Annotated in this window: 26 protein-coding genes and 1 pseudogene; 17 read left to right on the top strand and 10 right to left on the bottom strand. The window is 44.6% G+C overall.

Annotation, left to right across the window (positions count from 1 at the left end; all coding sequences use genetic code 11):
* Positions 1-194 precede the first annotated feature (194 nt).
* Positions 195-1,007 carry a GAF domain-containing protein gene (locus QZW82_RS06190; RefSeq protein ID WP_293146181.1) on the bottom strand — a complete coding sequence of 271 codons (813 nt, stop codon included), beginning with the start codon at positions 1,005-1,007 and terminating at the stop codon, positions 195-197.
* A gap of 1,005 nt (positions 1,008-2,012) precedes the next feature.
* Here QZW82_RS06190 and QZW82_RS32185 point away from each other — a divergent pair.
* Positions 2,013-2,111 carry a helix-turn-helix domain-containing protein gene (locus QZW82_RS32185; RefSeq protein WP_366664974.1) on the top strand — a complete coding sequence of 33 codons (99 nt, stop codon included), beginning with the start codon at positions 2,013-2,015 and terminating at the stop codon, positions 2,109-2,111.
* Positions 2,077-3,213, top strand: coding sequence for a transposase (locus tag QZW82_RS06185; RefSeq protein ID WP_366664980.1), 1,137 nt, complete (start codon positions 2,077-2,079; stop codon positions 3,211-3,213). The genes QZW82_RS32185 and QZW82_RS06185 overlap by 35 nt, the downstream gene beginning before the upstream one ends.
* On the opposite strand, the gene QZW82_RS06180 is transcribed toward QZW82_RS06185, so the two are convergent.
* The 3 genes from QZW82_RS06180 to QZW82_RS06170 form a co-directional block, all read right to left on the bottom strand.
* Complete coding sequence (locus tag QZW82_RS06180) at positions 3,138-5,114, bottom strand: ATP-binding protein (RefSeq protein WP_293146180.1); 1,977 nt, start codon at positions 5,112-5,114, stop codon at positions 3,138-3,140. The two genes, QZW82_RS06185 and QZW82_RS06180, sit on opposite strands and share 76 nt — an antisense overlap.
* An 858-nt stretch (positions 5,115-5,972) precedes the next feature.
* A complete protein-coding gene (locus QZW82_RS06175) occupies positions 5,973-6,200 on the bottom strand; it encodes a type II toxin-antitoxin system CcdA family antitoxin (RefSeq protein ID WP_293146178.1) in 228 nt (75 codons plus the stop codon).
* 25 nt (positions 6,201-6,225) lie between these two features.
* On the bottom strand, positions 6,226-7,494 hold the full coding sequence (locus QZW82_RS06170) for a transposase (RefSeq protein ID WP_293146173.1): 1,269 nt from the start codon (positions 7,492-7,494) through the stop codon (positions 6,226-6,228).
* Between the two features lie 968 nt (positions 7,495-8,462).
* Here QZW82_RS06170 and QZW82_RS06165 point away from each other — a divergent pair.
* From QZW82_RS06165 to QZW82_RS06150, 4 genes are all read left to right on the top strand, one after another.
* Positions 8,463-9,653 (top strand): transposase, encoded by a 1,191-nt coding sequence (locus tag QZW82_RS06165; protein ID WP_293146171.1) that lies wholly within the window; start codon positions 8,463-8,465, stop codon positions 9,651-9,653.
* A gap of 75 nt (positions 9,654-9,728) precedes the next feature.
* On the top strand, positions 9,729-11,543 hold the full coding sequence (gene lepA / locus QZW82_RS06160; protein WP_293146160.1) for a translation elongation factor 4: 1,815 nt from the start codon (positions 9,729-9,731) through the stop codon (positions 11,541-11,543).
* 181 nt (positions 11,544-11,724) lie between these two features.
* Entirely contained in the window at positions 11,725-12,297 is a 573-nt protein-coding gene (locus QZW82_RS06155; protein WP_293146158.1) for a hypothetical protein, read from the top strand.
* Positions 12,298-12,323: 26 nt separating this feature from the next.
* The gene (locus QZW82_RS06150; RefSeq protein ID WP_293146156.1) at positions 12,324-12,713 is read left to right on the top strand and encodes a type II toxin-antitoxin system VapC family toxin; all 390 of its coding nucleotides are present in this window, start codon (positions 12,324-12,326) and stop codon (positions 12,711-12,713) included.
* Positions 12,714-12,801: 88 nt separating this feature from the next.
* Here the strand turns inward: QZW82_RS06150 and QZW82_RS06145 are convergent, their stop codons facing one another.
* Positions 12,802-13,071 carry a hypothetical protein gene (locus tag QZW82_RS06145; RefSeq protein WP_293146154.1) on the bottom strand — a complete coding sequence of 90 codons (270 nt, stop codon included), beginning with the start codon at positions 13,069-13,071 and terminating at the stop codon, positions 12,802-12,804.
* Between the two features lie 157 nt (positions 13,072-13,228).
* Between QZW82_RS06145 and QZW82_RS06140 the strand changes: the two genes are divergently transcribed.
* Both QZW82_RS06140 and QZW82_RS06135 read left to right on the top strand, forming a co-directional pair.
* On the top strand, positions 13,229-14,314 hold the full coding sequence (locus QZW82_RS06140) for an ATP-binding protein (protein ID WP_293146152.1): 1,086 nt from the start codon (positions 13,229-13,231) through the stop codon (positions 14,312-14,314).
* Positions 14,315-14,665: 351 nt separating this feature from the next.
* Positions 14,666-17,329, top strand: a complete 2,664-nt coding sequence (locus QZW82_RS06135) for an ATP-binding protein (RefSeq protein WP_293146150.1) — start codon at positions 14,666-14,668, stop codon at positions 17,327-17,329.
* 80 nt (positions 17,330-17,409) lie between these two features.
* Here the strand turns inward: QZW82_RS06135 and QZW82_RS06130 are convergent, their stop codons facing one another.
* From QZW82_RS06130 to QZW82_RS06120, 3 genes are all read right to left on the bottom strand, one after another.
* Positions 17,410-17,715: a type II toxin-antitoxin system RelE/ParE family toxin gene (locus tag QZW82_RS06130; RefSeq protein ID WP_293146148.1), complete on the bottom strand. Its 306-nt coding sequence runs from the start codon at positions 17,713-17,715 to the stop codon at positions 17,410-17,412.
* Positions 17,715-17,999, bottom strand: coding sequence for a type II toxin-antitoxin system ParD family antitoxin (locus tag QZW82_RS06125; protein ID WP_293146146.1), 285 nt, complete (start codon positions 17,997-17,999; stop codon positions 17,715-17,717). The genes QZW82_RS06130 and QZW82_RS06125 overlap by 1 nt, the downstream gene beginning before the upstream one ends.
* A gap of 157 nt (positions 18,000-18,156) precedes the next feature.
* A complete protein-coding gene (locus QZW82_RS06120; protein WP_293146144.1) occupies positions 18,157-18,354 on the bottom strand; it encodes a helix-turn-helix transcriptional regulator in 198 nt (65 codons plus the stop codon).
* Positions 18,355-18,548: 194 nt separating this feature from the next.
* On the opposite strand from QZW82_RS06120, the gene QZW82_RS06115 reads away from it, so the two are divergent.
* From QZW82_RS06115 to QZW82_RS06080, 8 genes are all read left to right on the top strand, one after another.
* Positions 18,549-18,758 (top strand): hypothetical protein, encoded by a 210-nt coding sequence (locus tag QZW82_RS06115; protein WP_293146142.1) that lies wholly within the window; start codon positions 18,549-18,551, stop codon positions 18,756-18,758.
* A 237-nt stretch (positions 18,759-18,995) separates the two neighbouring features.
* Entirely contained in the window at positions 18,996-19,346 is a 351-nt protein-coding gene (locus QZW82_RS06110) for a glycosyltransferase (protein WP_293146390.1), read from the top strand.
* 177 nt (positions 19,347-19,523) lie between these two features.
* Positions 19,524-20,471, top strand: a complete 948-nt coding sequence (locus tag QZW82_RS06105) for an NAD-dependent epimerase/dehydratase family protein (protein WP_293146140.1) — start codon at positions 19,524-19,526, stop codon at positions 20,469-20,471.
* A 375-nt stretch (positions 20,472-20,846) separates the two neighbouring features.
* Positions 20,847-21,260 (top strand): aminotransferase class I/II-fold pyridoxal phosphate-dependent enzyme, encoded by a 414-nt coding sequence (locus tag QZW82_RS06100; protein ID WP_293146138.1) that lies wholly within the window; start codon positions 20,847-20,849, stop codon positions 21,258-21,260.
* Between the two features lie 7 nt (positions 21,261-21,267).
* Positions 21,268-21,504 carry a DegT/DnrJ/EryC1/StrS family aminotransferase gene (locus QZW82_RS06095; RefSeq protein ID WP_293146136.1) on the top strand — a complete coding sequence of 79 codons (237 nt, stop codon included), beginning with the start codon at positions 21,268-21,270 and terminating at the stop codon, positions 21,502-21,504.
* A 340-nt stretch (positions 21,505-21,844) separates the two neighbouring features.
* A complete protein-coding gene (locus QZW82_RS06090) occupies positions 21,845-22,783 on the top strand; it encodes a UDP-glucuronic acid decarboxylase family protein (RefSeq protein WP_293146134.1) in 939 nt (312 codons plus the stop codon).
* A 207-nt stretch (positions 22,784-22,990) separates the two neighbouring features.
* Positions 22,991-24,379 carry a UDP-glucose/GDP-mannose dehydrogenase family protein gene (locus tag QZW82_RS06085; RefSeq protein WP_293146132.1) on the top strand — a complete coding sequence of 463 codons (1,389 nt, stop codon included), beginning with the start codon at positions 22,991-22,993 and terminating at the stop codon, positions 24,377-24,379.
* 75 nt (positions 24,380-24,454) lie between these two features.
* Complete coding sequence (locus QZW82_RS06080) at positions 24,455-24,670, top strand: hypothetical protein (protein ID WP_293146130.1); 216 nt, start codon at positions 24,455-24,457, stop codon at positions 24,668-24,670.
* A gap of 243 nt (positions 24,671-24,913) precedes the next feature.
* Here QZW82_RS06080 and QZW82_RS06075 read toward each other — a convergent pair whose 3' ends face one another.
* Together QZW82_RS06075 and QZW82_RS06070 are read right to left on the bottom strand one after the other, a co-directional pair.
* Entirely contained in the window at positions 24,914-25,399 is a 486-nt protein-coding gene (locus QZW82_RS06075) for a hypothetical protein (RefSeq protein ID WP_293146128.1), read from the bottom strand.
* A 317-nt stretch (positions 25,400-25,716) separates the two neighbouring features.
* Positions 25,717-26,103 carry a hypothetical protein gene (locus QZW82_RS06070; protein ID WP_293146126.1) on the bottom strand — a complete coding sequence of 129 codons (387 nt, stop codon included), beginning with the start codon at positions 26,101-26,103 and terminating at the stop codon, positions 25,717-25,719.
* 43 nt (positions 26,104-26,146) lie between these two features.
* On the opposite strand from QZW82_RS06070, the pseudogene QZW82_RS06065 reads away from it, so the two are divergent.
* A pseudogene (locus tag QZW82_RS06065) lies at positions 26,147-26,233 on the top strand (IS1 family transposase); the annotation flags it as partial.

The following is a 26,233-nucleotide window of genomic DNA, read 5'->3' as shown; positions in this document are numbered from 1 at the left end:
AGAGCGGATTGGCACAAGATAAAAACCTTTTTGTCTGGCTAGACTCCTTGTTGAACAAGGATTTAAATTTTTCTAGAACTAGCAAATAAATTAGTATTGCTATATTGCTATATAGATGCAAGTGTCACATTTTCCAGGCAGAAGACTTGTGTGCCCGATCAATACTCTAGTTTTTGAATGCGGGAATTGCATCTTTACTTGTTTAGAGATTTTTTTTGACTCCTCAAAGCGTCTAACTCTATGTGAGCCTGACAAGCTTTACTTGACTGAATGGAATCTAATACATTACCAATTACCTTGGAAAGATGGAGAGCCGAACGGTGAGCTTCTTGGATAAAAGCTCTTTCCTCTATTGGATCGTCGGCCATATCATCTACAGTTAGTTGTAGATAGCCGATGATGTGATTTAGTGGAGTTCGCAGCTCGTGGGATGCGGTTGACAAAAACTCTTTTTTAAACTGGGACAGCTCTTTTGTTCGCTGGCTGCGCTCTTGGTAGAGGGTGGCTAGGGCGATCGCACTTCCGACTTGATCCGCAACTTCTTCTGCGAATTCGATCTGGGCTTGAGTCCAAGATCGATCGGCATTACCATCATTCTCCGACAAGTTGCCCTGGCACCGGTGCAACTTAATTATGCCATTAGGTTGCTGTTGATAAGCGGTAGCGACCACTAGCACCGAATGTCGCTCAAAAGGGTCATCGGCTGCGAAGGGCTCCACGACCACCGGTTTTAGGGTCTCTAGAGCTTGAGTGATATGAGGTGCTGACGTGAGCGAGATTTCCACTCCCAGCATAGGTATAAATGGTTCTTGGCAGTATTCAGCAGCCACTTTGACTTGCTGGCTAGAACTTTGATAGGGACAAATGACGCAACGGCTGACACCTAATGTTTGTCCGAGAGAGTTAACTGTTTGTTGCCAAATGGTATCGAGATCCAAAGTTCGACGAATCTTTCTGCCAATTTGGAGCAAAAGTTTTTGCGATTGAGCTGATACTTGCTGATTCATAGCAACCCTTGTTCTACTACTAAACTGGCAAAAGTCTACCACTCCACTAACACAGCAGAAATTTACTTAATTTACCAGACGCAAACTGTCCAAACAGAGGCTTGCGTAATTACACTTAAATGTTCCCACAGTTAGTCAAAAAATAGTATATCTTTTTAGTATCTTTACAATCTCTTTATGATTCTCACATAAAACTAGAAGCGTCAAGTCTTCTTAACAAAACTTTACAATAGGGCTGCGGAAGTTAAATCAGTCCTATGGGTGGGCATTCAGTTCTGGTAAGGTTAGGGATTTTTGCGGGGGTTTATTCGCAGGTGTGAGCCGCGAAGAGACAGAGCGAGACGATCTGTTGTCCTACCCCCCCCAATGCCATTGATGCGAATTCTGCGTGGGTTCGGTAGCGGTGGGGCGATCGGTCTGAGTGGAAAACACCGAAGGAGGGAGATTGGTGGCGGACAAGGTAAAATTTGATACTGCGGCGGGCAATATAACTGTGTTTTTAGGGAAATAGCCAATTATCAATGATTTTTATGCGCTAATTTGTAATTAGGGATACACCGATCCCGATATTATGAAGTGAGTGATATATAGCCTTTCTAGCTCCCATATGAGGTACTCACGGCCATTGGTTTGTAGCATTAGGCGAAGCGAAACGGAGGGATGGGCCAAACGGGAGCATCTCAGTTTTGCTTTTTACAATGCTCGCACTGTAAAAAGAAATGTTTGTTGCAAAAATGAGATGCTCCCGGCCAAACAGGGCATGGGGCATACCTCACTTTTTAGTGAATCATACCTAAATTCAGCAACGCCACAGCCGGGAAGTCCAGCGCCCTACCTGTAAAATCCGTGAGCGTCGGGATCAAAGGCGAGCGAGTTGACGATTACAGCCGAGCCGCATAACGCGCAGCGTTTGAGGTTTGAGGCTGGATGAGAAAACGAGCCAACTTATTGACAACCGCAAAATCCTTGTGTTAGTCTTTTATCAGAAACACCGATAGCCGATAAATGCCGAAAGCTTACAAGTTCCGAATCTATCCCAGCGCCCACCAGCAACAGTATTTTGCTGGTGATGAGAGGCTGTTGTCGATGGTTTTGGAACTATAGTTTGAATAAGAGCCAAGTAACCTACAAGGAAACTGGTAAGGGATTGAGCAGATTGGCTATTCAAGGTATGCTACCAGCGCTCAAGAAGGAATACCCTTGGTTGAAAGATGGGGCATACTCACAAAGCTTGCAAGTAGTAGCACTGAATCTATCAACTGCTTACAAAAACTTCTTTGAGAAACGTGCTGGGTTTCCTAGCTTCAAATCCAAGCACAACAGGCAATCTGTCAGCTATCCCCAGAATGTGAAAATTCTGGAGAGCACTATAAAATTTCCGATTATTGGTGAAGTCAAAGCCAAGATTCATCGCCAGTATGATGGCACGATCAAAACTGTAACGGTATCCCAAAACCGAGATGGTTCGTATTTTGCATCGGTACTTGTTGATGATAAAATTGGCACTCCAGATGCTAATATCGAAGGAAAAGCAATTGGCTTAGATGTTGGGCTAACTGATTTCTTGGTAACGTCTGATGGCTCTAAGTATAAGCATCCTAGAGCAACCGCTAAACATCGTAAAAATCTGAAGCGCAAGCAACAGAAGCTAAACCGAAAAGTCAAAGGCAGTAACCGACGGAATAAAGCCCGGAAGTTAGTAGCCAAGGTGAATTCTAAAATCAAAAGAGTGCGTGAGGATTTTCTGCACAAGCTATCCCGCAAGATAGTCAACGAAAACCAAGTAATTGTAGTAGAAGATCTAAATATCAAAGGAATGGTAAGAAACCATTGCCTAGCCAAAGCTATCTCTGATGCTGGCTGGTCCATGTTTGGAACAATGCTTAAGTATAAAGCCGAGGCAGAAGGCAAGGTCTATTTAGAGATTGACCGATTCTTTCCTAGCTCCAAAACTTGTAACCATTGCTTGTTCAAAGTTTCTGAAATGAATTTGAAAATACGCCAATGGAAATGTCCTAAGTGTGATGCTGTGAATGATAGAGATATCAACGCAGCGCTAAACATTAGAGACGAAGGCTTGCGGTTTTTGGCGTTGGGAATCAGCGCTACTGCCAGTGGACGCAATGTAAGTCAACCCGGAAGAATCTCGGTTCTCTCGGATGCTGTTGCGGTTGAAGCTGGAAGCCCACTCTCTACCGCAAGGTGAGAGTTGGGTAATTCACAGAGCGGTTCTTGATAAAGCGGCACAGTAAAAGTAACTGTCGATCCGAGTCCTTCCCCCATACTGTAAAAATTTACTGTACCACCCATGGCTTCTACCAGTTTTTGAGAAATAGCCAATCCCAAACCAGTGCCGCCGTATTGCCTGGTACGAGCGCCGTCCACCTGAAAAAATGACTCAAATAATTTATATTGCTTGTCTAGAGAAACCCCAATGCCAGTATCCGCAACTCGGATTTTGACAATTCCGGGTAACTCCTGGTTGTTAACAGTTACTTTTTTCTTAATAACTTCGGCACTGATGCGAATTCCGCCTTCCTTGGTAAATTTAATCGCATTGCCGGTGAGGTTCAAAATTACCTGAAGCAGGCGTTGGTAGTTGGCATACAAAATAATCTCATCTTCGGCGGCTGGTGTTTGGATTTGAAATTTCAATCGCTTTTCCTGCACTTGAAACCGTGTAAAATTCTCCACTTGCTGCAAAAGTTCGCCGAGTTTGACTGGAGTGAGGTCTAACTCCATTTTGCCAGCTTCGATTTTAGCGATATCTAAAATATCGTTAATTACATTGAACAAGTGTAATGCCGATTGATAAGCTTCTTCGATAAATTGGCCCGCTTCTTCGGGGTCATCTGCCATGCCATCCATCACCAGTTTCAGGAAGCCGAGGATGCCGTTGAGGGGGGTGCGGAGTTCGTGGGAAGTATTGGCAAGAAATTGACTTTTAAGTTGGGAAAGAGCGACGGCTTCGGCACGGGCTTGTTCTAATTCTTGGTAAAGTGTAGCGTGGGCGATCGCGCTGCCGACTTGAGCGACTAACTCGCGGGCAAATTCGAGTTCGACAGGACTCCATTTCGGGGAATTGCCGCAGCGGTGCAAACATATCAGGGCATTGGGTTGGTCTTCATAGAAGGTAGCTGCTACGAGTACGGAATGGCGATCGAAGCGATCGACAATGGGGGAGGCGTAATCGACTGCTACGGGTTTTAACGTGGCTAAAGTTTGAATCCAGCCCGGCTGTTCGGCTGCGCGCAGTTGTAATCCCAGCATCGAAGAGTAAGGTTCTTGGCGGTACTCAGCTACTACTTTAAAAGTTTTAGATTGGAGATTTTCGATTTGATCGGCAGACAGCGGGGGCGATCCATCGCTGGCAATTGAGTGTTGCAATTCTGCTGCTAGATCTGGATAGTTTTGCTGATTTTCTGAGATCGGGAAGGGGGAAATTTCGAGGTTTTCGCTGTCTTTTTTGGAGGAACAGATGATACAGCGGCTCGCGTTCAAAACTTCACCCAAACTGTTAACTGTTTGCTGCCAAATTGTCTGTAAATCGAGGGTTCTGTGCAGGTTTTGAGCGATTTGGGAGATGATTTTGCGATCGATTTCCGAGTAGGTAGTGAGCGGTCTACCGATGAGGCTGGCTGGATACAGCATTTGTTGGCTGGCGTCGGAGGAAGATGGCAAAGCTGGATATGCCATGAATTCTGGGGAATCTGCCGACAATTGTACGGGTTTGTCCGACAGCAGCCTGCCCATAACTAAGACTTTTGTAGCTTTACCGTTGGAGTCGATCGCCGGAGTGACTGTCAAATCGAAGAGAAAATATTGTTCTGCGTGGCAAAATGGATAGCTAAACCTTTGGGGGACAAGGGTTTCGAGCGCCCGCCGCAGGCGTTCGAGATAAGGTGCAGGGGCAATGGGTTGCAGGGTTTCGCTGAGGGGGCGATCGACAATTTCTTCTGCCGTGAGGTTGTACTCCTCGGCTTTTTGCCAGTAAAAAGACAGATATCGACCCCTTGCATCTTGGGTAAATACTAATTCTGCCCCTAACTCTTGAAAAAATGCTGTAGAGGCGAGGCTCGATCGCCGGAAATCTGTGTTAGAGTCCATCAGATTAGGGGGATAAAAGTAATTCTGATTTTGAGTATTGAGTTTTTGATTTAAAATTTAAAACTCAAAATTGTTTTGGGTTGCGATAATTAAGATGTCAGCTATGGTAGAAGCAATAAGGAAGAGTTGAGAGTGGACATTTGATGGTTGGCAGAAGAGCCCGAAAAGCCGGTCGTTAGGTTGACAGAAGAGCCCGATCGCGCAAGACAAGGGTTAACAGAAGGAAGAAGGAAGAAGGAATAATCCCTTTCGGTTTTTTTCAGCTAAGCCGTATAAGTCGCTCAAGCTAAAAAGATGGAAGATCCAAGATTGAACAAGCAAGATGCAATCGAGCGCATTAGTTTTAGCAATTAATAAATTCCCCACCATCGGATACGGTGGCTATATTAATTGACTGCAAAGTAGTTGGCTTTTTATTGAATGATTCACAGGTCGAGACTCGAAACTCAGAACTCTTTTAGACTTCTACCACAGCATTTTTAGTTATCAATAATTTCCCCAAAAATTATTTTATAACTCAAAACTCAAAACTATTTGTTGTCAGCAGTTTTCGGTAATTTAAAAATACAACTTAAGATGTAGGAATTAGTAGTCTGCACATATTAACGATCGAGTTTAAAAATTCCGCCAAAAGTTGAGGCTGCCAAAAACTCAAGTCGGGGACTGGCGATCGCATTTTTGCCGTCACAATAGAAAAGCTGCTTCTACTTAACCAATATTGCTCCGAACCACCTGTATTTCGCCCGGAAATCTGCCGGAGTTATCTCGCCGGAGCTCGGACGATCTAAATTTCACACCCAGAAATTTTATGCCCAGCAGATTTGCGCGCGCCGTAGGAGGGCGAGACAGGAGACAACCTCAGTCGTTCCACTCGCCGCGGGGCGGGACTGGGGGGGTGCGACGCAAACTCATAGCCTGATCGTCTTCGCGACGCTCGCCTCTGAGCCACTGCTTGATTGCGGTTTCAATGACTTTGCTGGGGTCATTTGTCAAGTGCTTAATTTGGTCTAGCAGTTCAGAATCGATATGGATAGACAGTTCCACTTTTTCTGACGAACTGTGGGAGTGTATACTTGACTCGCTCATACTTAAAAAATCCTAGTTTTAATTCTTAAGTTTCAATTCCTTCTAGGAATTTACGCCTTTTTGTTTTGAAGGAAGTGTTGTAAACTACCCCCACCATACCGCGTATAGCGGTATGGTGGGGGCTTTCAATAGCCCGCTCGACATCACTGCTCAAAGAACAGCAAAGCCCCGAACCTTTAGGCTGGTTTACAACAGCCCCAAGAGCCGAAATATTTTTCGCCCCGTTATAGTCAGCATCACCAACATAGCCACAGTGTCCACAAGCAAACTTCTTGCCTTTCCGATAAGATTCACCTCGAACAGGGTGGATATGGTTGCAATTGTGGCAAGTTTGCGAGGTGTGTCTCGGATCGATAAACAAGATTTTTACGCCATACTTTATCGCTTTGTAGATCAAAAATTGCCGTAACTGGAAAAACGCCCAACTATTGCTAAGTCTCCGCTCTTTTTTGCTGCGATTAAGGCTATTAGTTCGTTCTCTGATTCCGGTCAAGTCTTCCAACGCAATAGCTTGGCTACTCGATGTAGCTCTAGATATCAATCGGTGGCTGATGGTGTGATTTACCAATTCTTGGAAGCGTTTTTCCTTTCCCGATAACCGTTTCAACAATGCCCGACATCTGCGTCGAGAACTGCGCGTGCCTCTCGTAGCTTTTTGTTGGATATCCGCTCTAAGTTTGGCGTAATGATTCCTAATTCTAGTAATTTCTTTACCGCTAAATTTACCCCCTTCAGAGGTAACAACAATGTCAGTTCGACCCAAATCACACCCCAAAACCTTGTCGGTTTCGATTGGTTCTGGGGGGACAGATTCAAGCTGAATATTCAGATAGTAAGTACCATCTTTGCGTTTTACCAACGTGGCTGTTTTAGGAACTTGTCCTTTCAACAATCCAAGCTGATAGTTGCCGATCGCCAGCTTAAACCGCTCTCTACCGTCAATAGTGGTCAAGCTTACAGTCCAATCTTTCTCCCTAAAAGAGAAAGTACGGGGGTCGTAAGTTGCACTGGTTGGGGCAAAGTTTTTAACTGGCTTGCCATCTTTTTTAGCTGTCTTCCTATTACCAGAAACTCGTCTAATTGCATGAATAGCCAACTGAGCAGACAAGCCGAATCTAGCTCTGACATCGTGATAAACCAAGGACTGCATCGCCAACTCGTTTGTCAAAGTTGGAGGGACAGTCTGGTTCACGTATTCGCAAGCAGCAGCAAACGCCAAGAGTGTAGAATCGATTTTTGTCGATTGCTCTGGTGCTACTTCGAGCTTGCAAGATACTGTCAGGACTTGTTTCATGATTCCATTATATTTCAATGCGTGAAATTTTGGCAAGAACAAGGGATTTGTTCGCTTTCTCATGCACCGCCTAGGAGTGTCGAGAGCTGCCAAGAGTCGAAACAGTCGGCGGTGCAATCGTCTTCTGACACGAATTCCTCCCAGCGCTCACTCCCGGTACAGGTAGATCGGGGGACTCTTTCTGTTCGAGTTGAAGGAAGTGATGCCTTATCCCTAGTAGAGATGCACAGCGGCTCAAAACCTGTATTTTTTACACCCTTGCCGCCCCGCTTCCGTCATTTGACCAAATTATCTGCTTCTTGTCAAGCGCTAGCAACTTCTCACCAATATTTTTCAGTTTGCTATCCGCCTCTGTAGAGTAACTTGACGCCAAAAATGGGTACAAGCGCCGGACAATCGTGGTGCTCGGCCCAAAATTTTAGACCCCTGCTCCAGATCCCAGATTTATCGGTTGCGGAGTAAGTTGAAAATCGTTCTCCTTTTTCGAGCTCGAAGTTCGCGCTCGCTCAAGTCTCACGCCACAGTCTCAAATCTCACATCTAAATCTGTTGTGCACCCCGAAGTCTAAAATCTCTAATCTCAAATGGACTGGGCTGGAAGTTTGATGCGGGATGCTGCCGATCGCCTTTTTCTCAACTGTTCCAGAGTTTTCTGTCAAACAACAGAGACAAAACTTTTTCTAAGGAGGGCTGCTAGGCTGGAGGAGGCGATACAAAATAGCATAAATACAAGGTATTTGTCAACCCACAACCGAGAAAAATTTAAATTCTATAGCGCGTCGCGTGAGAACCCCGGTCTTTCAAGCCGGTATGAAACGCAGTTGCAGCCTTTAGACTGCGAGTAATCTATGTTATCAGGAAATTGGGTTTTAAACCCCGTCCTTTTAGGACGGCTTTAGTTGTAAACCTTTGTTACAATACCAGCCCATCTTGTGCTGAAAGATCTAGCATAAGGTAGGGGGCCAAGCCATGCTAGTTTTTGAGTTCAAAGCTTACGGAAAATCCAGTCAGATTGCAGCAGTAGATGAAGCGATTCGTACAGCACAATTTGTCCGCAATAGCTGTTTGCGCTATTGGATGGACAATAGAAAAATAGATAAGTACGACTTAAACAAATATTGTGCCGTGCTGGCTAAAAATTTCCCATTTGCCGACGAACTTAACTCTCAAGCTAGACAAGCTAGTGCTGAAAGAGCCTGGTCTGCTATCTCCCGATTCTATGACAACTGTAAAAAAGGTCTTGTCGGGAAAAAAGGGTATCCCAAATTTCAGAAAAACTGTCGCTCAGTTGACTATAAATCAACTGGATGGAAACTTGCGGATGACAGGAAGTCAATCAAATTCACCGACAAAAAAGGGATTGGTAAACTCAAATTAAAGGGAACACGGGATTTGCATTTCTATCAAATCACCCAAATCAAACGGGTAAGATTGGTAAAACGTGCAGACGGCGTGTATGTCCAATTCTGTGTCGATGTCGATCGAAAGGAAAACACAGAGCCTTCTGGAAATACCATCGGATTAGACGTTGGTTTGAAGGAATATTACACCGATTCAAACGGTGTAATGGTTGAAAATCCTAAATTCCTCCGAAAAAGTGAGAAAGTTCTCAAACGTTCTAGTCGTCGTGTTTATAGAAAAGTTAAGGGTTCAAAAAATAGAGGAAAAGCTAGACAGATTTTAGGGAAACGCCACCTCAAAATAAGTAGGCAACGCAGAGACCATGCAATCAAACTTGCAAGGTGCGTAGTTCAGTCTAACGACTTGATAGCTTACGAAGACTTGAGGATTAAAAATATGGTAAAAAATCATTGTCTGGCTAAGTCTATTAATGACGCATCTTGGTATCAGTTCCGTATTTGGATTGAATACTTTGCTAAAGTATTTGAGAAAGTAACGGTGGCGGTAAATCCGCAGTATACTAGCCAAGAATGCTCTAGTTGCGGTGCAATTGTCAAGAAGACACTATCCACGAGAACCCATGTTTGTAAGTGCGGTTGTGTAATGGATAGAGATTTTAACGCAGCTAGAAATATCCTGAGTCGAGGATTGGGTACGGTAGGGCATACCGGAACCTTTGCGCTTGACGCAAGCAACGCTTTGGGAGAATCGACCTCTACTTTGGCTGGAGAAATCCTGTCTAAGCAAGTTGGCTCGTAGATTAAAGAATCCCCACGCCTTTAGGCCCGGGAGTGTCAAAATACAACAAAAGTCAATCTTTTGCCGATAGGTTTTATGACAAACGTTCCTGTATCTCGCATTCGTAATTTTTCGATTATTGCTCACATCGACCACGGAAAATCGACTTTGGCCGATCGACTGTTGCAGGCGACTGGGACGGTGAAGGCACGGGAAATGAAGGAGCAGTTTTTAGACAATATGGATCTCGAACGCGAACGTGGCATTACGATCAAGCTGCAAGCGGCTCGGATGAATTACACTGCCAAGGACGGTCAGGAGTACGTGCTAAATCTGATCGACACTCCCGGACACGTAGACTTTTCCTATGAGGTTTCGCGATCGCTCGCTGCTTGTGAAGGGGCGCTGCTGGTGGTAGACGCATCTCAAGGCGTGGAAGCACAAACCCTGGCAAATGTCTACCTTGCCTTGGGAAATAATTTAGAAATTATTCCAGTTCTAAATAAAATTGACCTACCGGGGGCGGAACCGGAACGGGTTAAAGGGGAAATTGAAGAAATTATCGGTCTGGACTGTAGCGGGGCAATTGAGGCTTCTGCTAAGGAAGGAATTGGTATTGATGATATTTTGGAGGCGATCGTGGAATTGGTGCCGCCGCCGCAGGATACTGTTGATAAACCGCTGCGGGCGCTAATTTTTGATAGTTATTACGATGCTTATCGCGGGGTTATTGTGTATTTCCGGGTGATGGACGGAAGTGTCAAAAAGGGCGATCGAGTGTTGTTGATGGTTTCGGGGAAGGAATATGTCATCGATGAATTGGGCATCTTGTCACCGACGCAAGTACAAGTAGACGAACTGCACGCGGGGGAAGTGGGTTATCTGGGCGCGGCAATTAAGGCGGTAGCTGATGCTCGCGTTGGGGATACGATTACTTTGGTCAAAAAGCCTGCACCGGAGCCTTGGCCGGGTTATACGGAGGCTAAGCCGATGGTTTTTTGTGGCTTGTTCCCGATCGATGCCGACCAATTTCCTGACTTGCGGGAAGCTTTGGAAAAACTGGAACTCAACGATGCGGCGCTTTCCTATGAACCGGAAACTTCTAGTGCGATGGGATTTGGTTTCCGCTGCGGTTTCTTGGGTTTGCTGCACATGGAAATTGTGCAGGAAAGATTGGAGAGAGAGTACAATTTGGATTTGATTGTTACGGCTCCTTCTGTGGTTTATCAAGTCACAACAATTAAAGGAGAAGTGTTAACAATTGACAATCCGAGTCACTTGCCAGATCCTCAATATCGGGAGAAGATTGAGGAACCTTACGTGCGGGTAGAAATGCTGTCGCCGGAAACCTATGTGGGCGCGCTGATGGAGTTGTCTCAAAGTCGGCGGGGCATTTTTATGGATATGAAGTATCTGAGTCAGGGGCGGACTACGTTGGTTTATGAGTTGCCTTTGGCGGAGGTGGTGACGGACTTTTTCGATCAGATGAAATCGCGATCGCGCGGTTATGCGAGTATGGAGTATCACATCATCGGTTATCGCGAAAATCCGTTGGTGAAATTGGACATTTTAATTAACGGCGATCCGGTAGATGCTTTGGCGATGATCGTGCACCGGGATAAGGCTTACAATGTGGGCCGCGGCTTGACGGAAAAACTGAAGGAGTTGATTCCCCGCCACCAGTTTAAGGTGCCGATTCAAGCGACTATTGGCGCGAAGGTGATTGCTTCCGAGCACATTCCGGCTTTGCGGAAGGATGTGTTGGCGAAGTGTTACGGCGGCGATATTTCGCGGAAGAAGAAGCTGCTGCAAAAGCAGGCGAAGGGTAAGAAGCGGATGAAGTCTGTGGGTACTGTGGATGTGCCGCAGGAAGCGTTTATGGCTGTGCTGAAGCTCGATCGCGATTCGTAATTTGTCTGTAGGTGCGATCGTCTTTAAGGGCGATCGCACTTTTGTACAAGTCACCCGGCGGTTGAAACCGCGGCTATACAAACGAAGTCCGCCTCCGCGGACTAAGAGATTAACGGAGTCTTTAAGCCTGGTTTAGTATCGGTTATAATTAAGAATATAATTGTTCCTTGGATTTACTATTATGACTGCCAAAATATTACTGAAGCCGTCGGACAAATTAACAGATATTTTCTTAACAGCCGTCATCGAACAGAAAACAGAGGGAAAATATCAAGCGATGGTATTGGGTTTACCTGAATGTCAAGCTGAGGGAAATACTCGCGAAGAGGCGATCGCAAATCTCAATCAGATTGTCACAAATCGCTTAGAAAAAGCCGAACTAATTTCGCTAGCAATCCAAGAGCAAAAACCCGATCGCCAAGCTTTGACAGTCCTGATCGAACAGGAAACAGAGGGAAAATATCAAGCGATGGTTTTGGGTTGGGCTGGATGCAAGGCTGAGGGTAATAGCCGAGAAGAAGTTATTACCAATATTAACTTAGTTGTGGGCGATCGGCTCGAAAAAGCTGAACTCATTTCTCTGAAAATAAAACCACCAAAACCAGAGCATCCTTGGATGAAGTTTGCTGGAATGTTTAAAGACGATCCAGAATTCGATGAGATGCTGGAGGATATACAGCAGCTTCGGCGCGATCGAGATGTGGAAATGGAAGAGTATTATCGGAAAATGGATGCGGAGGAAGCAGTCAAGTGAGTTTTTGGGTACTAGATACAGATCATGTGTCACTTTTTCAACAAAATCATCCTGTTTTAACTCAACGAATTAATGCAGCTAATCCCGAAAAGATTGGTGTCACCGTCATTACATTGGAGGAACAGTTTTATGGCAGACTCAATGTGATTAGACGGGCTAACTCACCAGAGAAACTGATATCAGCTTATGCAAAGCTGAGTGCTACATGGAACTATTTCGCAACTGTCAATTTGCTGGATTTTGGTCTGGATGCTTCTAATTGTTACGCTGAGTTGTTGCGTCAAAAAATTCGCATCGGCACTCAGGATTTAAGAATTGCTGCGATCGCGCTTTCTAAAAATGCTATTCTGGTGACGCGGAACCGGCGGGATTTTGAGCGTGTGCCCGGTTTGAAGTTTGAAGATTGGACAATTTGAGGAGTCGGGTGAGGGATAAAGGACGATCGCACTTTCGCACTTTTGGACATCAAGGGCGATCGCACTTTTGCAAATAAACTCTCAAAGATTACTCATCATCATCGCGATCGTCTTGAACTACCTTACTACCTAAAATTCCGAAAATCGCACCTACGCCCATATTCCAAGTGCGATTGCAATTCTCGAAAATGCGCTCTCGTTGGGGAGATAGCTGAACTTCTGTGCTAATCCAGAAAGACATCCCTCCAGAAAAAAAGGTAATACAAACAACAGTTGCGAAGACGTACTCGAAAGGAGAGAGAGGTTGAGGAGGAGTGTTTTTAGGAGTCATTTTAGTAGATTTGGGTTGAGCTTTCATAATTGCTACCTTTTGATTGGTGATGTTTTAATCATAAAGGGCAAAAGCTTGAAAGCTAAGGTGTGTATGGGTTTGATTGGTATGAGTTTGGTTGAGTTTGGGATGTGTTTGGTTGGCGAGCGTTTGCTACAATAGTTAAAAGTTTTGTAATTCAGCTATGCCACCGCAATCTATCAAAGCATCGAAGGCAGGAATCGAAAAAGCAGAAATGGTTCGCATAGATAAAGGCTGGAGTCGCCAAGACATAGCTGATCGTGTTGTGACGGGGGAAGGCAAAAGTGAACTCAAAGGCATCAGTCTTCAAACAGTTAAGACTTTTTTCAGATGCAACGGTGTCACCACCCAAAATTTTGTTGGAATTTGCAAGGCTTTAGGATTAGATTGGCAAGAAATTAAAGAATCCAATACAACTACGCATGGGGGCCCAGAAACCGGGTTTTTTTCACGAAAAGACGCGTTGCAGCCCGTAGATTCGGTAAAAAACCCGGTTTCTTCGATCGCAGTGGATGATTCCGATCGCAATAATCCGTTTATTCCCCAGCATGGCAAAATAGACGATCCGCGATTTTTCTTTGGGAGAGAACGAGAGATCCGGCGGGTTTTCGAGACGCTGAACAGTGGTAGTAGTGTAGCAATTATTGGCGAAAGGGCGATCGGCAAAAGTTCTCTCCTACAAGCCATTTCCAGAGAAGCACCAAATCAACTCCGTTATCCGCGCCAACCCATATACCTCGATTTAAAAAATGTTTGTGATGAAGATGACTTTTACGATGCTTTGTGCCACAAAGCGGGTATCGAAACAGCCAAGGGATTTAAACTACAACGGGCTTTAGAATCCCATCGATTACTATTGATTTTAGATGAAGTCGAGAAAATGACCTGGGATGGATTTACTAACCAAGTACGCGGCCAGTTGCGGGGTTTAGCGGAGGGAACCCACGCACCATTGCGTCTAGTTGTCGCCGCCTGCACCTCTCTCGACAGCCTGTTTCCTGACAGTCAAGACCAAAATATGACATCTCCTTTCAAAGGGATTTGCATTGAGGAAAATTTGAAGCAATGGGATGAAAAAATCAGTCGCGAATTTATTGCTAGTCGTCTCCAGGCTGACTGGTTAACACCTATTCCCCAACCCGTGAGTTTTACTGAGTCAGAAATTGCAGAGTTAATTGCAGAAAGTGGTGGCTATCCTCAGAAATTGATGCAATTGTGCTATCAAACTTACGATCGTTATATCAACTAGGATTTACACATGATGGCCCAGAAACCGGGTTTTTTACGAAAATATTTCGTTGTAACCAGCAGATTCGATAAAAACCCGGTTTCTTTGGTTGTGACGATAAGTTATGTGAGTCGAGATTTACGCGCTACGACGCAAGAAACCGGGTTTTTAGCAAATTTCGCGTTGTAACGAAGTATTTTCGCAAAAAACCCGGTTTCTGAGCCCCCAGGAATTGTGCACTCCGCCAAAGAAACCGGGTTTTTACCGAATCTATGAGTGAGTGCGAAGTATTTTCGCAAAAACCCGGTTTCTGAACCCCCGCGCGTAAGTCTTATATAACCAATCCTAAATTTTATTCATCCCCACCTATTTATGAATCAAAACCATCCCCCTATTCCTCGCTTAGATTTAGCTCCCAAACTGAAACGTCCTCTTTCTTTGTGGAATCCTTTAGACTACCTGCGATTATTATATTGGGTGTTTTACTTTCCTCAAGCTTTGCGGTGGTATGAGTCTACCTTTGGCGGTGAATCTAGCTTAGAAGATGCCAAAACCTGGCGAGAAAAGTGGGAATGGTTGCGTCAAAATCTCCTCCACCGTCAGTTAATTTTACAAGCCTTGGTATTAATCATTGTTATTCCTATAGGTTTTAATTTACTTTTTGAACAGATAGGCGTTCCTATCAATTGGCTAGGCGTGGCGTTGAGTGTGATGTCGGGCGTGGCGTTGAGTGTGATGTCGGGCGTGGCGGTGGGCGTGATTTTGGGCGTGATGTCGGGCGTGGCGTCGGGCGTGATGTTGGGCGTGGCGTCGGGCGTGATGTTGGGCGTGGCGTCGGGCGTGATGTTGAGTGTGGCGCCGGTCGTGGCGGTGGGCGTGGCGTTGAGTGTGATGTCGGGCGTGGCGTCGGGCGTGGCGTTCAGTGTGATGTTGGGCGTGGCGTCGGGCGTGGCGTCGGGCGTGATGTGGGGCGTGATGTCGGGCGTGACGTCGGGCGTGACGTCGGGCGTGGCGTTGAGCGTAGCGTCCGGCGTGACGATCGCACGTCCTGAAAATTGGCTTTTGGCAGTACCGTTTACCTTACTCCAACGTCAACACCAAAATAGACAATTTCCTCACATTACCCCACTTCCCATTCCCTACCTGTCTTCTCAAATAGCTCATTGGCTGAGGCGAGATTGGGAAACAGGATTACACAACATTAACCAATTACTACGATTTACCCTTCAGTTTATCCCTGTTGTTCAAGCTGTAAATCGCGTGCTAGCAGAGACACCAAAAGACCAACTCATCTATCGCGTCGCTCAGTTATCAGAAGATCCTTATGATTGGAAATTAGTGCGATTTGCTTCAGCTTCTCTCAGCGAAGTAATGAAATCAGAAGCAGTAGCAGGTTTTTTTATCATCGCACCTTGGAAACAACAAATTCAAGCTCGTTTTCAAACGGCAATTCGTTTAAATACTCCTGCCCGTGCCTCTGCCGCTGGTTTCTGGTATCTCCACACACTACAACCAGACAAAGCTACAGCAGCTTTCGCTGTAGTCCGAGATTTGCTTTATGGAGAGGAGATGTTTACCTTAGCGAAAATTATCACAGGTTTTCACCAAACAGCAGAACTAGCCGAAATTGCTTCTCTGAAACTACCACTTTCCCCAAATCTACCTCTGCTACGCGAAAATACTTGGCAAGCAATTGCCTCTCTACGGCGGGTAATTGCGGATGTGCAACTCGTCCAGAATAGCGTATCTCGTTCTGCCCGTTCCTTTGCCCTCAACCGAGCATTAGGTGAACTTAAAACTATCCTTGATACTCCAGATGTTATACCAGAAGCGGAACGAAATTTAATAATTGAAACTGCTAAAAAATGGCAAGAATCTTTACTGCAAATCGCGGGTAAAATCGGAGATATTTCAATTACTCAACCTGTGAGTATCCCCTATGTAATTGGCGATCCAGTCCAAGGCAATCTGTTTGTCGGCCGCGAAGTCATCATCGGACGACTAGAGGAGTTGTGGGTACAGGGAAAGAACCTGCACTCTGTGGCTCTCTACGGTCATCGGCGCATGGGGAAAACTTCGATTTTGTTGAATGCTACCAACTGCTTAGGAGCAAAGGTACAGGTGGCCTATGTCAACTTGCTGCGAGTAGGAGATTGCTCTCAGGGAGTCGGCGAACTGCTAATATTCATCACCGATGCGATCGCCAAAACGGTCAAGATTGTACCTCCAGCAGATAAAGATTTACTCGATTTACCCTATCTCACCTTTGGACGCTACATCGAACAAGTAGTAGCAAATATCGAAGGTGGATTAATCGTTGCTTTAGACGAGTTTGAAAAAATTGAAGAATTGATTCATGCTGGGAAAATCAATCGAGACTTTATCGGCTTTTTGCGAGGAATACTGCAAATGAGTTCTAAAGTTGCCTTAGCTTTTGCCGGCTTGCACACTTTGGATGAAATGACCGAGGATTATTTCAATCCTCTTTTTGCTAGCATTATCCCGATCAAAGTCGGTTTCCTGAGTCAAGGTGCAACTCGCCAAGTTTTAGCGAATCCCGATGATGATTTTCTCCTAGACTATAAACCAGAAGCACTCGATCGCATTTATGAACTAACTCACGGCCAACCCTACCTCACGCAACTGGTAGGATTCCTGTTAGTACGCCTCTACAACGATCGAGTATTTGAAATGGGACGCCCCCGCGATCCAATATTTACCATCGAAGATGTAGCAACTGTCATCGATGACCCAGATTTATTCAACAAAGCTCGCTACTATTTTACAGGAGTTTGGGGTCAAGCAGCCGAAGGTGCACCGGGACAACAGGAGATTTTAACAGCATTAGCACCTCATTTAGCAGGATTGAATCTTGACAGCTTGAGTCAAGTAACAGGGATGGATGAGACAAGTTTAGAGGAAGCATTAAAAACTCTGGAACGCCACGATGTTGTTAAAGAAATTAATGGTTGCTACTGTATAGCTGTAGAACTATTTCGCCACTGGGTTCAGATATCTTTGGAAAAAAACGGGTAGTTAACATTAGTGTGAACTAGAATTAAAAGCTCGAAACAGGTTCAATAAGCTCACCCTCACCCACTGAATGAATATGCAACTTACTTTCCTTCATCACCATAAAAAATTGCTTCTAAATCTTGATAGCCACTCAACACCCGCACAATTTCAACTCCCTCACCAACAGCCCGATAAAATATCAAGTAATTTTCTACCGGAAAACTCTGCAATCCCGACTCAAAATCATCCTGATTTCGCCCCATGTTTGGAAAATTAGCCAACAATTTGCACTGCTGCTTAATCGCTTGTGTGAGTCTCCTAGCAGAATCGGGGTTAAACTGGGCAATATAGCCTGCAATCTCCTTCATATCACGCTTTGCTGAAGGTGCTAAAATATACCCAGCCATTATCTAACTTCCTCTATTGCTTGCATTTGAGCTTCTATTCGACAGATATCTACCTCGATTTCATCAAATACTTCTTCGCCATCAATCCCTTCACCGCGATTTAATTCTTCTATTCCTACCTGAATTTTTTGTCTCAACTCAGCAACACGTTTCTCTCGAATGCGATCGCGCTCCCACAACAACCGTAAAGATTCCCCTACCATCTCACTCACTGAGGAATATCTACCTTTTTTTACCTGTTCTTGGATTAACCGTTCGAGTTCTGGAGTCAAAGATATATTCATCACAATTTGCTCAGCTATCGATAATTTTATGATACCGCTTTTCATATCAGTTGCACAGTTTAATCCTTACTTTTTAGCAGGCTTAGCTAAAATGAAGTGCGATCGCCCTTACTGCCAAAAGTGCGATCGCCCAACCCACCCGCTGCAACTCCCCAGACTACTCCACCAAATCTTCGATCGAGAATTTCAGCAAATCACACAGCGCCTTCATCTGTACTGGGTAAAGCTTGGGTACGTGTCTGTCAGTCTCCCAGTTGATTACCGTGGATTCCACAACATTGCACGCCCTAGCCACTTGTATCCGAGTTAAACCTAGACTTTCACGTCTTTCTCTTAGCTTTTGCCCCAGCGTCATTATCTGTCCCGTACTTAATTCAGTTAACTATATGTATTCAGTTGACTATATGTAGTCGATGCCTTAATCTAGATACAGACACAAAGTCTGAAAAAAAGTCAAAAGCCAGTCCGCGCCCTCGACAAGCATTGAACTGGCTTTGGCGACCATTTCCGTGCAGACAAATCCAACACTAAATGGAGACCATGTTAATTATGCCCTATAAAGACCGCCTCAACAGGTGGCTGATAGTTCGTTTGCTGCCCAATATGCAGCGAATAACTGTAGCCCAGTTTTTCAGGCATTCTGATGCTGACGGCCATCTGCGGATTATCCGACAGTTAATCCCCAATGCTCACTTTGTCATTGTGTTTAATGCTGATGCCAATCTAGAGGCTGTTCCTAGGAGTACCGAAAGCCACTAGAGGTCGATCGGGCGATCGCACTTCAGGCATTAGATCGATCGCCCTTTCTGTCTTAGCCTAAACCAAATCAGATATGCGATCGCACGCACTTTTTGCACAATACTGACCCAACTGGTACAGGTGGCAAAAACTCAGCAACTCTATTTCTAGCATTTCCTACAGGCAATCCCCCGTCGTTGCCCCCGATGTTTCATCTCCAGCCCATGACTAGGGTAGGAAAACCCTTTATTCTTGTCGGTGGTTCAATTTATTCCCCGCAAGCGCCCTGGCAATATTTTCAAGGCATTTGCCCAACTAGCTCGACCTCAAGTACACTTAGCTTTGGTCGGAGATGGCATAATTTTGGAGGAAATGCGAGAACTAGCATCAGAATTAGGAATTCAAAAGCAAGTACATTTTTTGGGCTTGCGACAAGATATCCCCATTTTGATTCGTGCCTCAGTAGCTACTCTGATTGCTTCTTCTCAAGAAGGGCTTTCTAATTGCGTCATGGAATCTTTCTGCATCGAAGTTCCCGTCATCGGTATAGAAATTCGAGGCACTCGTGATTTATTAGAAAATGGCAATGGTTTGCTGGTAAAGTTGTGAGATATCAACGGAATAGCACAGCAATGGCATAGATTTTAGACCATCCAGAGGAAGCTCAACATATGAGCAAGCGCGGACGAGAAAATATGTATGGTTAATTATGACCTGCCACATATCCTGAAAGCAATACGAGGCTTTATATGCTGAAGTCAACAATCAACAATCAACAATCAACCCATGAGTAATATTGTTACAGGCGCGGCAGGTTTTATCGGCTCTAACTTAGTCGAAACTCTTTTAAACCAAGGTGAACAAGTAATCGGTGTGGATGAAGTCAACGATTACTACAATCCCGAATTGAAGAGAAAAAATCTTGCTCATTTTGAAAAACATCCGAATTTTCAACTAATTGAGGGCAATATCTTATCTTTGGATTGGAAACCGCTCTTAGCCAATACCGAAGTCATTTACCACCAAGCAGCCCAAGCAGGAGTTCGTGCTAGTTGGGGAGACGGTTTTCGCAGCTATACGGAACGCAATATTAATGCAACTCAGGTACTCTTAGAAGCCGCAAAAGATGCACCGCAACTGAAAAAGTTTGTATTGGCTTCGTCTTCTTCTGTGTACGGCAATGCTGAAACTTTTCCTACTTCCGAAACTGCCTGCCCTCAACCAGTTTCTCCCTACGGAATTACCAAATTAGCCGCTGAACGTTTGTGTTCGCTTTATCATCACAATTTTGGCGTTCCCGCAACCATGCTACGCTATTTCACTGTTTACGGGCCTCGCCAGCGTCCCGATATGGCATTTCACATATTTTTTAAGTCAATTTTGCGCGGTGAAGCGATTTCAATTTACGGAGACGGACTGCAAACGCGAGATTTTACATTTATCAGCGATTGCGTTGCCGCTAATTTAACTGCCGCTAAAGTGCCGGAATCTGTCGGGGAAATATTTAATATTGGAGGGGGAAGTCGAGTTGCTTTGGCAGAAGTTATTCAGACGATGGAAAGCATTGTCGATCGCCCGATTCGCATCAATTACCTAGAATCGAGCAAAGGAGATGCGCGAGATACTAGCGCTGACGCATCGAAAGCTCAGAAAATCTTGGGATACCAGCCCCAGGTTTCTTTGAAGGAAGGGTTGAAGCAAGAATGGGAATGGGTACAGTCTTTGTACGGTTAGAGTGTGCTTAACTTACTCATATAGCAATCCTAAATAATTAAGATAAATTTGTAGGGTAGTGCCTTTCTTTGCCTACCCTATCTATCGGGCAACCGAACGTGGTTCGAGCCCTACAACAATTGTGCAAATGATTTAGGATTGCTATATCAAATCCAATGAGGGATGAAACTACTGGATATGATCGCACCGAGAAACCCGGTTTCTCGGTGTGATGTTTTTTTGGTGGAGTTATACCAATTTTCATAATTGTTGCAAAATTATTCGTAGGGTGTGGATAATAAATAAACAATCCCTCAATAAAAACCAACAATCTCACAGATCCGCACCTTATACCAAGTCACCGTTGGCAGCAAAGCATAAAATAATTTAGATAATATGACTAAACAAATCCTCTTTTCAACTCTGCACATGGGTGAACTCGAACAAAAGTTTGCCCAAGAAGCCTTTGACACCAACTGGATCGCCCCCGTCGGCCCCCATGTCGATGCTTTCGAGCGGGAATTCTGCCATATTGTCGGTTCTAGTCACGCGGCTGCTCTGAGTTCGGGCACTGCGGCTTTACATTTAGCTCTACAATTAATTGGTGTCAGTCCAGGCGATGAAGTTTTTTGCTCGACTCTGACGTTTATTGCGACGGCTAGTCCCATTACTTATTTAGGCGCAAAACCTGTTTTCATTGATAGCGATCGCACTACATGGAACATGAATCCAGATTTATTGCGAGAAGCCCTGGACAAACGAGCAAAATTAGGAAAGTTACCGAAAGCTGTGGCGATCGTAAACCTCTAGGGCCAAAGTGCCGATATTGACCCTAGCGGATAGAGAACAAGTTCGCCTCGCACTTGCCAAACAAAAAATAGAAGCACGTCCGGTTTGGAAACCTTTGCATTTGCAGCCAGTATTTGCTGATTGTGAATGTATCGGAGGCGAAGTTGCTGAAGAGTTATTTGAGTACGGTCTTTGCTTGCCTTCCGGCTCAAATTTAACTGAAGAAGATTTAGAACGAGTCACCAGCGCGATATTAGGTTTGTAGTCAGGACTTTAGTCCTTATTAAGTTTATAGTAAGCACTTGATCTTTCGTTTTCTAACTAAAAATTAAGATACAATTATACTATCACTTTGCAGATAATGTCAACAGTATTTTTTCGGAATTATAGAAGTGTAAGTAAAATTAACTAGGTTAGCTCCAGTCTAGATCGCAATCTGTTGCATATATTCTGACAATGCTAAGTTAATTAAAGATTTGATCCAGGTTGCGGATAAGTCTTTACATTGTCGATCGATATTTTGTTATTGTATTAACAAGTTTGATTCGATCGACTGAATTGTTGTACCACAGTCTTACCCTCTAAACAGAACGGCAGTTTCCCCCATGAGAATTTTAGTCACAGGCGGTGCGGGTTTTATCGGTTCCCATCTGATCGATCGCTTAATGGCCCAAGGACACGAGGTAGTCTGCCTGGATAACTTTTACACCGGGACTAAGCGCAATATCCTCAAATGGATGGACAACCCCTATTTTGAGCTGATCCGCCACGACATCACGGAACCCATTCGGTTAGAGGTAGATCAGATTTACCATCTGGCCTGTCCAGCTTCCCCCATACACTATCAGTACAATCCTGTCAAGACAATTAAAACAAACGTCATCGGCACGATGAATATGTTGGGATTGGCGAAACGGGTGAAGGCCAGATTTTTTCTGGCTTCCACATCAGAAGTTTACGGCGATCCTGACGTACACCCCCAAACAGAAGACTATCGCGGCAACGTTAATTGTATAGGTATTCGCAGTTGTTACGATGAAGGAAAGCGAGTAGCTGAAACGCTATCTTTTGATTATCACAGACAGAATGGGGTAGACATTCGAGTAGTACGAATTTTCAACACCTACGGCCCGAGAATGTTGGAAAATGACGGCCGAGTTGTGAGCAATTTTATTGTGCAAGCTTTGCGAAATCAACCTCTGACTGTGTACGGCGACGGTTCTCAAACGCGGAGTTTTTGCTACGTTTCTGATTTGGTAGAAGGATTTATTCGGTTGATGAATAGCAACGAAATCGGGCCGATGAATTTGGGGAATCCCGGCGAATACACTATCTTGGAGTTAGCACAGAAAATTCAAAATATGATTAATCCAGGGGCGGAAATCATCTTCAAACCCCTGCCACAAGACGATCCAAAACAGCGACAACCGGATATTACTCTTGCTAAAAACTGGTTGGGTTGGGAGCCAACTGTGCCGCTGGATAAAGGTTTAGAGTTAACTGTGAAAGATTTTCGCGATCGCATCGAGGGAAACCAAAAGTAGAGAAGGGGGGAGAGAGGAGAGAGGGGGAGTATTTTTCCTTCTTAATTCTTCATTCTTCATTCTTCCCTATTCCCTATTCCCTATTCCCTATTCCCTTTTGCTTCCTCAATCTGCCATCTGACTAATAAGAACTATCAAGTATCAAGTATCAACTGTCAACTGTCAACTGTCAACTGTCAACTATTAACTAACTTTGAGGAGATTTCTATGCGTGTTTGCGTCATCGGTACAGGATACGTTGGCTTAGTTACCGGCACTTGCTTGGCCCACATCGGACATCATGTCATTTGTGTAGACAACAACGAAGAAAAAGTTAAATTAATGAAGTCGGGACAGTCACCTATTTTTGAACCGGGACTGTCAGAATTAATGTCCTCTGCTTCTCAATCGGGAAATTTAGAATTTACTTCAGATTTAGCAGCAGGAGTGGCTCATGGGCAGATTTTATTCATTGCGGTGGGGACGCCTCCTTTGCCCACTGGGGAAAGCGATACTCGCTACGTGGAAGCGGTGGCGCGCGGCATTGGCGCTCACCTCGACGGCGATTACAAAGTGATCGTAAACAAATCAACTGTACCCATCGGTTCGGGAGATTGGGTGCGGAGGATTGTATTAGACGGTTTGGCTGAACGTCAAAAAGCTCAAAGCGGTGAGGGCGCTACGGGTGAGGAAGTAGCAGCAAAAATTGGTGCTGATTTTGATGTGGTTAGCAATCCAGAGTTTTTGCGCGAGGGTTGTGCTGTTTTCGATACGTTTAATCCCGATCGCATTGTTCTGGGCAGCAACTCTCAGCGGGCGATGGATCTGATGCTACAATTATACACACCAATTGTCGATCGCAAGTTTGCAGAAAATCCGTCTTTGCCTGTGGTACCTGTGGTGATGACTGACATCAGTTCCGCAGAAATGATTAAGTACGCAGCTAATGCTTTTTTGGCTACCAAGATTAGCTTTATTAATGAAGTTGCTAATATTTGCGATCGAGTCGGTGCAGATGTTACCCAAGTAGCGAAAGGTATCGGTTTAGATTCGCGAATTGGTAGTAAGTTTTTGCAGGCTGGCATTGGTTGGGGCGGTTCTTGTTTCCCTAAAGATGTCTCGGCTTTAGTTCACACTGCTGACGATTACGGATATGAAGCGCATTTGCTGAAAGCGGCGGTGGAAGTGAACGAACGCCAGCGCTCGATTGCGATTGAAAAGTTGCAGCAAGTTTTGAAGATTCTTAAAGGTAAAACAATCGGACTTTTGGGTTTGACTTTCAAGCCGGATACTGATGATTTGCGGGATGCTCCTTCCCTGAATTTAATCGAGAATTTAAACAGATTGGGAGCGAAAGTTAAAGCTTACGATCCGATTGTTTCTCAAACTGGGATGCGTCACGGTTTGTCGGGAGTTTTGGTGGAAACCGATGCGGAAAGATTGGCTGACGGTTGCGATGCTTTGGTGTTGGTGACTGACTGGGAACAGTTTCGTAATTTAGATTACGATAAAATGGGCAAATTGATGGCTCATGCGGTGATGATTGACGGCCGCAATTTCTTAGATAAGAAGGCTTTAGAAGCGGCTGGTTTCCAATATGTCGGGATTGGAAGATAAGAAAGAGTTTGGAGGATAACCTCTATCCTGTAAGGTGCGCAATGCGCACCTAGAGCGTCGGTACAGTAGAATATTTTGACAAAAAGAACAAAATATGTATTATGTAGGGGCGATCGCATGAGGGCGACAGTAGATCGCGATCGCCAACCATTTTTTTGTCCTCATGCAACTCCGGGCCAAGGTCTACATCAACATACATACTATGTCGAGGAGTGTCAACTCCTGATACTGAACCGGCGCCCTAGCCCTGTCAAGGTGACAGCCGATCCTGGTCTAAAAGCCTTGCTGTAGAAAGATGACGGTGATTTGAGTCAACGATCAAAAGTGGTTTATTCCTTTTGGGGGAGCGTGGCTGCTTGAGGAAATACTTTAAATTCACTCGCCCGGCCAAATCCAATAGAAATTGGGCCAATTGAGACAATGACCAAGCCTGAATATACGCCCAATTATCAGGTTCAGTAGCGATCGTCATACCCCGATAAGTCCCCTGAATTTCATCAACTTTCGTAGAATTTCGGAAGACTCGACTCAATTTTACCGACACCATGTACACTGCCGATAGCTCTTCGGACAACGGCTAAAATATTGTAAGAAACCTTCTTCGAGGCAAAAATAAAATAAAGCAGCTTTCGGATAATCCAAGGTTTGTATTTCGCCCTCAAAGTTCTTATTTACGATTTGAAAGAGAGTTTCAACACTCCAACATCCTCGGTATAAATCAGTAATATCGATCGCACTGGGAACAGCTTGAGGTAGGCTAGTAAGTATGGCAATTTCCCGCTCACCATTACAAGTAACTTTCTTCAAACGCAATACCACCCGTCGTACTTTTAAACAGATACCCTCATAAGTTAGAGCAACTGTTTGTTCAAAAACAGAGCCTGTTTCTACATCGCCTTTGCATTCCAATTCACTGATGGCTTCCTGTGGCACAGATTTATATTCTCGGAGCAAAAAATCAGCAGAGGCGTTACAGATACCAAATAGAAACCCTTGAGTACACATATTGCGGCAATCCATAATTCACCAGGTTTTACCCGCTGCAATACCGACTCAAATAAAGAACGTTCGCCTTGCGTGACCATCCTCACAAGGAAACACATCAATCGCCATTTTCAAGTCTGGGTCAAGCACCACCAAAGACTTGCCGGCAAAGCTTTAGCTGCATAGGGCGTCAGGACTTCTAAACGATGATCTGTAGCAGCCAAACAATTGCCATCAATGATTATGATTTGATAAGGAGCTAGTAACTTTGGTGAACTATAGCGGATCTAGCTCTCATATTCGCGGACGTTGTTGGGAAGAGAACCCTCTTAATTTAAGGGTTATATAAGCTGTCAATCATACCTCATCTTTTTGAGAAAGGCTATATCTCCCAGAAATTGCATCACATCAGTCATAGAGGCAGCCGTTTCTCTTAATAGTGCAGCACTCACATCTAGTTCGATGCCATTAAGTTTGTTATAAACAGCAGTTCGACTCACATTAAGCTCCGATGCTTTGGCTCGATATGCAGCATTGACTGAAGGATAGATGCCACAAACTACCAGGCTCATTAAATCTACGACGCTGGAGAATAGTAGTTCTCTCGTGTACTGGCTCCTGGCGTGATTCTCAAATATTGCATCAAGTTGTTCTGCGTTCAATACTCGTTCCATTAAACTTCGTACCATGACGCTGACAGGACTGATCTTGACAAATCTCTCAAAAATGGCATCTAACATTTACGGCGTTGCTGAGTTAGAGTATGAATAGGAGGAATAATTTATGCAATGCCCTGAATGTAAATCAACCCATATCCGTAAAAACGGCAAGAAGAAAGGAAAACAAAATCACATTTGTGTCCAATGCAGT

The sequence above is a fragment of the Microcoleus sp. bin48.metabat.b7b8b9.023 genome, from assembly GCF_013299185.1.
Taxonomy (GTDB): Bacteria; Cyanobacteriota; Cyanobacteriia; order Cyanobacteriales; family Microcoleaceae; genus Microcoleus.
Note: the sequence above shows the minus strand (reverse complement) of the source record. Positions and strands in the feature narration are given on the sequence as shown.

Excerpts from the sequence above, each read along its gene's own strand:
- QZW82_RS06165 (WP_293146171.1), top strand. The coding sequence starts at position 8,463 with ATGCTAGTTTTTGAGTTCAAAGCTTACGGAAAATCCAGTCAGATTGCA.
- QZW82_RS06115 (WP_293146142.1), top strand. The coding sequence starts at position 18,549 with ATGCCCTATAAAGACCGCCTCAACAGGTGGCTGATAGTTCGTTTGCTG.
- QZW82_RS06185 (WP_366664980.1), top strand. The coding sequence starts at position 2,077 with ATGAGAGGCTGTTGTCGATGGTTTTGGAACTATAGTTTGAATAAGAGC.
- QZW82_RS06120 (WP_293146144.1), bottom strand. The coding sequence starts at position 18,354 with ATGACGCTGGGGCAAAAGCTAAGAGAAAGACGTGAAAGTCTAGGTTTA.
- QZW82_RS06170 (WP_293146173.1), bottom strand. The coding sequence starts at position 7,494 with ATGAAACAAGTCCTGACAGTATCTTGCAAGCTCGAAGTAGCACCAGAG.
- QZW82_RS06085 (WP_293146132.1), top strand. The coding sequence starts at position 22,991 with ATGCGTGTTTGCGTCATCGGTACAGGATACGTTGGCTTAGTTACCGGC.
- QZW82_RS06130 (WP_293146148.1), bottom strand. The coding sequence starts at position 17,715 with ATGGCTGGGTATATTTTAGCACCTTCAGCAAAGCGTGATATGAAGGAG.
- QZW82_RS06105 (WP_293146140.1), top strand. The coding sequence starts at position 19,524 with ATGAGTAATATTGTTACAGGCGCGGCAGGTTTTATCGGCTCTAACTTA.
- QZW82_RS06175 (WP_293146178.1), bottom strand. The coding sequence starts at position 6,200 with ATGAGCGAGTCAAGTATACACTCCCACAGTTCGTCAGAAAAAGTGGAA.
- QZW82_RS06135 (WP_293146150.1), top strand. The coding sequence starts at position 14,666 with ATGAATCAAAACCATCCCCCTATTCCTCGCTTAGATTTAGCTCCCAAA.
- QZW82_RS06180 (WP_293146180.1), bottom strand. The coding sequence starts at position 5,114 with ATGGACTCTAACACAGATTTCCGGCGATCGAGCCTCGCCTCTACAGCA.
- QZW82_RS06075 (WP_293146128.1), bottom strand. The coding sequence starts at position 25,399 with ATGGATTGCCGCAATATGTGTACTCAAGGGTTTCTATTTGGTATCTGT.
- QZW82_RS06070 (WP_293146126.1), bottom strand. The coding sequence starts at position 26,103 with ATGTTAGATGCCATTTTTGAGAGATTTGTCAAGATCAGTCCTGTCAGC.
- QZW82_RS06140 (WP_293146152.1), top strand. The coding sequence starts at position 13,229 with ATGCCACCGCAATCTATCAAAGCATCGAAGGCAGGAATCGAAAAAGCA.
- QZW82_RS06100 (WP_293146138.1), top strand. The coding sequence starts at position 20,847 with ATGACTAAACAAATCCTCTTTTCAACTCTGCACATGGGTGAACTCGAA.
- lepA (WP_293146160.1), top strand. The coding sequence starts at position 9,729 with ATGACAAACGTTCCTGTATCTCGCATTCGTAATTTTTCGATTATTGCT.
- QZW82_RS06145 (WP_293146154.1), bottom strand. The coding sequence starts at position 13,071 with ATGAAAGCTCAACCCAAATCTACTAAAATGACTCCTAAAAACACTCCT.
- QZW82_RS06125 (WP_293146146.1), bottom strand. The coding sequence starts at position 17,999 with ATGAATATATCTTTGACTCCAGAACTCGAACGGTTAATCCAAGAACAG.
- QZW82_RS06155 (WP_293146158.1), top strand. The coding sequence starts at position 11,725 with ATGACTGCCAAAATATTACTGAAGCCGTCGGACAAATTAACAGATATT.
- QZW82_RS32185 (WP_366664974.1), top strand. The coding sequence starts at position 2,013 with ATGCCGAAAGCTTACAAGTTCCGAATCTATCCCAGCGCCCACCAGCAA.
- QZW82_RS06090 (WP_293146134.1), top strand. The coding sequence starts at position 21,845 with ATGAGAATTTTAGTCACAGGCGGTGCGGGTTTTATCGGTTCCCATCTG.
- QZW82_RS06190 (WP_293146181.1), bottom strand. The coding sequence starts at position 1,007 with ATGAATCAGCAAGTATCAGCTCAATCGCAAAAACTTTTGCTCCAAATT.